Source organism: Marinobacter sp. (assembly GCF_014859525.1).
Classification (GTDB): Bacteria; Pseudomonadota; Gammaproteobacteria; order Pseudomonadales; family Oleiphilaceae; genus Marinobacter.
Genome location: NZ_JACUUB010000139.1, coordinates 1 through 3889 on the forward strand (window position 1 = coordinate 1; position 3889 = coordinate 3889).

General features: G+C 54.0%; 4 protein-coding genes, 4 tRNA genes and 1 pseudogene. All 9 read left to right on the forward strand.

Annotated features, from left to right (window positions below; translation table 11 throughout):
- A pseudogene (locus IBX51_RS14615) lies at nt 1-229 on the forward strand (hypothetical protein); the annotation flags it as partial.
- 500 nt (nt 230-729) lie between these two features.
- Nucleotides 730-948: a hypothetical protein gene (locus tag IBX51_RS14620; protein WP_291832044.1), complete on the forward strand. Its 219-nt coding sequence runs from the start codon at nt 730-732 to the stop codon at nt 946-948.
- 99 nt (nt 949-1047) lie between these two features.
- Nucleotides 1048-2013 (forward strand): biotin--[acetyl-CoA-carboxylase] ligase, encoded by a 966-nt coding sequence (locus tag IBX51_RS14625; protein WP_291832045.1) that lies wholly within the window; start codon nt 1048-1050, stop codon nt 2011-2013.
- Entirely contained in the window at nt 2010-2744 is a 735-nt protein-coding gene (locus tag IBX51_RS14630) for a type III pantothenate kinase (protein ID WP_291832046.1), read from the forward strand. The genes IBX51_RS14625 and IBX51_RS14630 overlap by 4 nt, the downstream gene beginning before the upstream one ends.
- Entirely contained in the window at nt 2741-3379 is a 639-nt protein-coding gene (locus IBX51_RS14635; RefSeq protein ID WP_291832048.1) for a hypothetical protein, read from the forward strand. Before IBX51_RS14630 ends, IBX51_RS14635 begins: the two co-directional genes overlap by 4 nt.
- Nucleotides 3380-3410: 31 nt before the next feature.
- Nucleotides 3411-3486, forward strand: a tRNA-Thr gene (locus tag IBX51_RS14640).
- Nucleotides 3487-3525: 39 nt separating this feature from the next.
- Nucleotides 3526-3609 (forward strand) — tRNA-Tyr (locus IBX51_RS14645).
- Nucleotides 3610-3619: 10 nt separating this feature from the next.
- Nucleotides 3620-3694 (forward strand) — tRNA-Gly (locus IBX51_RS14650).
- 12 nt (nt 3695-3706) lie between these two features.
- Nucleotides 3707-3782 (forward strand) — tRNA-Thr (locus IBX51_RS14655).
- Nucleotides 3783-3889: the final 107 nt, after the last annotated feature.

Genomic DNA, 3889 nt, shown 5'->3' on the forward strand with positions numbered 1-3889 from the left:
CCTAACCCCCGACAGCGTCGCTGCCGGGGGTTTTTTATTTTTAGCTAATAGCTTCCCAGTCGGACAGTTGGATGAACGGGCAGACATTGGCATGCAGATGAATGTCGCTGTTTGCAACGACCGGTCTGCTAATCTGAATATCCATGCAAAGAGTGCTGTTAATGACGGTAGCTATTTGCGGTTATGGCGGATGATCAGCGCCAACAGATGGCAGGGCAGTTCAGGCTAAATTTTTACTCTCCGGAGCTGTCGATTAATGTGTGTATCCAAGACGGTTCCGTTTGTGGCTCCAGGATTACAATGTCCGATTTTGTGCTTGAACTCGCCATTGGGAACAGTCTGCAGCCCGTTTTTTCCACTTTAACGGAACGGGCAACTTTATCTTGGCCGTCGAGGCGGTACGAACACCTGGTGCGGGTCGGGTCGCCGCCAATCTGGTTGACGGAGATGAGTTACGGGTCAGCCCCGAGGTATGACGCTGGATGTGACGGACGAGGGGTTGGCCATAGAAACGGTTGAGGCCTGGAGTTCGATGGATGTGGGCAATGTTCGGGTTGGGACGAAAGAAGACGGTGCCAGTTTTGGTCGTTTGCAGTTGCAAAGATACGAAGTCGGCAGTACCACACTGGTTAAGCCGGGTGGCGCGGGTAGCACAGAAGCGACCTGTGGTGCCTCGGGAGGCCAGTGGGAGGCTCACGGAAGCGAAGGTGTGACTATCGCCATAAAAAAATGGCACGTGCCGACGGTGGCGATTTTAATGGCGACGGTGTTGACGAAAACACCTTCGGAATTCAGACCGGCTTGTCTGTTGATGTTTACCAGACCAGAGTGATAAAAAAAGATGATGGTCCCGATTCTCAGGACATCATTGGCAACCGTGGTGATGAAAAAATTATGATGCCGGGCACACCTGACGGCGACGCCGATCCCTTGATGAGGCGTCGTTAAAGCAAACCAGAAGGACGGTCATGGTGGCTGTCCTTTTGTGTTTTCGAGTCTCCTGTTGTTTAATCCCGGCTGATCCATTTTGTTGCCGGAAACCGCTGCATGAAATCCACCACGTTATTGTCACTGCTTCAGGATCGCCGTATTCATTCCGGAGAAGCTCTGGCCCGCGCGCTTGGCGTATCCCGCACCGCCGTCTGGAAGCAGATACGCCGAGCTCAGGCTGAGGGTGTTGAGATTGCCACCATCCGGGGGCAGGGTTATCAATTGGTATCAAACCTGGATCTGCTGGAGCGCGATACTGTTCTGGAGGCGCTGGATGTGGAGCTTCAGCGGGACCTCGATCTGGTGGTTCTTGGTGATGTTGACTCAACCAATGCAGAAGTTGGCAGACGATTGAAGGCCGGACAGGCAACGTTGCCTGTTGTCATTGCTGACAGTCAGGCAAGGGGGCGAGGGCGACGAGGTCGCCACTGGGCCAGTCCCCGGGGGGAGAACCTGTATCTGAGTGTTGGTTTGACTGTCCGCGGAGGCTTTTCAGCACTGGATGGCATGAGCCTTGTTCTGGGTGTGGCCGTATCCAGGGCTTTGGTGGCGCTTGGTGCCAATGGAATTGGCTTGAAGTGGCCCAACGATCTGTTTTCGGACAATAGAAAATTCGGTGGCATTCTTGTTGAAATTCAGGGCGAGCTTCAGGATGGCGAAGTGCAGGTAATCGCTGGTATCGGTATCAATGTCCACATGACCCAGGCCGAAGGCGTCGACCAGCCCTGGGCAAGTCTTGCCACTCTGTGGCCCGACATTCCGTGGACGAGAAATCAGCTCGCAGCAAGCGTCGTTACGCAGTTAATGGCGGTTGTCACAGAGTTTGAGCAACACGGTATTGCGGCCTTCATTGAAGAATGGCAGTGCCAGGACATATTCTTCGGAAAAGAGCTAATGGCACGAGAAGGCGACCTGTTAGGTCGTGGTTGCGGTATTGATCAAGCCGGTAACTATCAGCTAATGACTGATCAGGGACTGATTCCCGTGCGGGCAGGTGATATCAGCTTGCGGGTGCGTTCATGATACTTCTGGTGGACTCCGGAAATACACGTGTCAAATGGCGCCTTACAGGTCCGCGAGGTTTTGTTGAGGAAGGTGCGGCCTTGTTGGCAGGTGAGGGGACGTTTGCAGCTTTGCTGCCCCATGGTGCACGCATAGAGCGAATTCTGGTGTCGACGGTCGGCTCAGAGCAGAGTCAGCATTGCCTGGAGCAGGCGTTTGCCAAGGTTACCGATGCTCCTGTCGATTTTTATTGGGCAGAGCCAGAGCGGGCCGGGTTGCTGAACTCTTATCAGGATGTCACCAGGATGGGGGCGGATCGCTGGCACGCCATGGTGGCAGGGTGGTTGGATCATGGTGACAGTTTTGCAGTCGTGGACGCGGGTAGCGCGGTGACCGTGGACTACGTGAGTGCTGATGGTCGGCACCTGGGTGGCTATATACTGCCCGGGTTACAGATGATGCGGCGAAGTCTGAAGCTTGAAGCTGCCCGGATCGGTTTCGAGTACGACGAAGAGATTGACCCTACACCAGGTACATCAACCGGCCAATGTGCGAATCATGGGCTTGCGTGGCTTACAGGGGCGGCGGTGGACAGGTTGCATGCAGACGTACAGCACTTTGGATTAAAGAGCATACTGCTGACCGGCGGCGATGCTACCAGATTCCTGGCCTTAGGCCTGAAAGCTATGCATTGCCCGGGATTGGTTCTGGACGGATTGAAGTGTATTGGTGAGATGGAAGGCCGGTTATGAGGTGGATTGTGTTCATCCTCATCGCGCTGAATGGAGCTCTATGGTACGTACCTGCATGGTTGGAGCCTCCCGTCTCCAAGAAATCTGAGCACGGGGTGCTGCCTCGCGTCAGTAGCTTGAAAGTAGCGGCCCCGGCGGTATCTTTGGAGCGGTCCTCACTGGCTTGTGTGCGGATTGGTTGGTTTGAGTCTCGTGACGAGGCTGAGCGCTTTGGCGTGCAGTTTGCCGAAGATTTTGTCGTTCAGGAGGTGGAGCGTGAACTGCCGCCATTGAATTGGGTGATGATCCCGCCTCAATCTCGTGAAGCAGCCTTGGCAGAATTCCGGGTGCTTTATGCCGGTGGAGTTGAGTCCTATGTGGTATCCGAGGGTGAGTACCGTAATGCTATTTCGCTCGGCTTGTTCGAATCCAGGAGTGCTGCGGAATCTGTGCTTGAGCAAAAAAGGCAGCAGAATCTGAATGTAGTGCTGGTCAACTTCCCCCGAAATCGTATAGGATACGCCCTCGTTTTAGGTGTTGACCCAGAGCGGGAAACCGAACTGGTTCAAGCGGTTGAATCGGATAATCACGGCAATTTCGATTTCGTTGAAATCTACGCTTGTGAAGGTGTTGCAACACCGGAAAAAAATCCGTAGTATACCGCCCTCGCTGAACAGGCGAGTGTGAGCTGGCGTAGCTCAGTTGGTAGAGCAGCTGACTTGTAATCAGCAGGTCGGGGGTTCGATTCCGTCCGCCAGCTCCATTTAAGTTTTGAGCAGGTCCGCAATTGCGGATTTGTACGGGAGGGGTTCCCGAGTGGCCAAAGGGATCAGACTGTAAATCTGACGCGAAAGCTTCGCAGGTTCGAATCCTGCCCCCTCCACCACTAATTGCTCGCGGGCATCGTATAGTGGCTATTACCTCAGCCTTCCAAGCTGATGACGCGGGTTCGATTCCCGCTGCCCGCTCCAATTTGGTTTAATGCTCATGTAGCTCAGTCGGTAGAGCACATCCTTGGTAAGGATGAGGTCACCGGTTCAATTCCGGTCATGAGCTCCACTTTTTGTCCGGTCAACGTTGTGATTCTGGTTGATTAGGGAGATTGGTCGAATGTCTAAAGCAAAATTTGAGCGTAGTAAGCCGCACTTGAACGTTGGCACCATCGG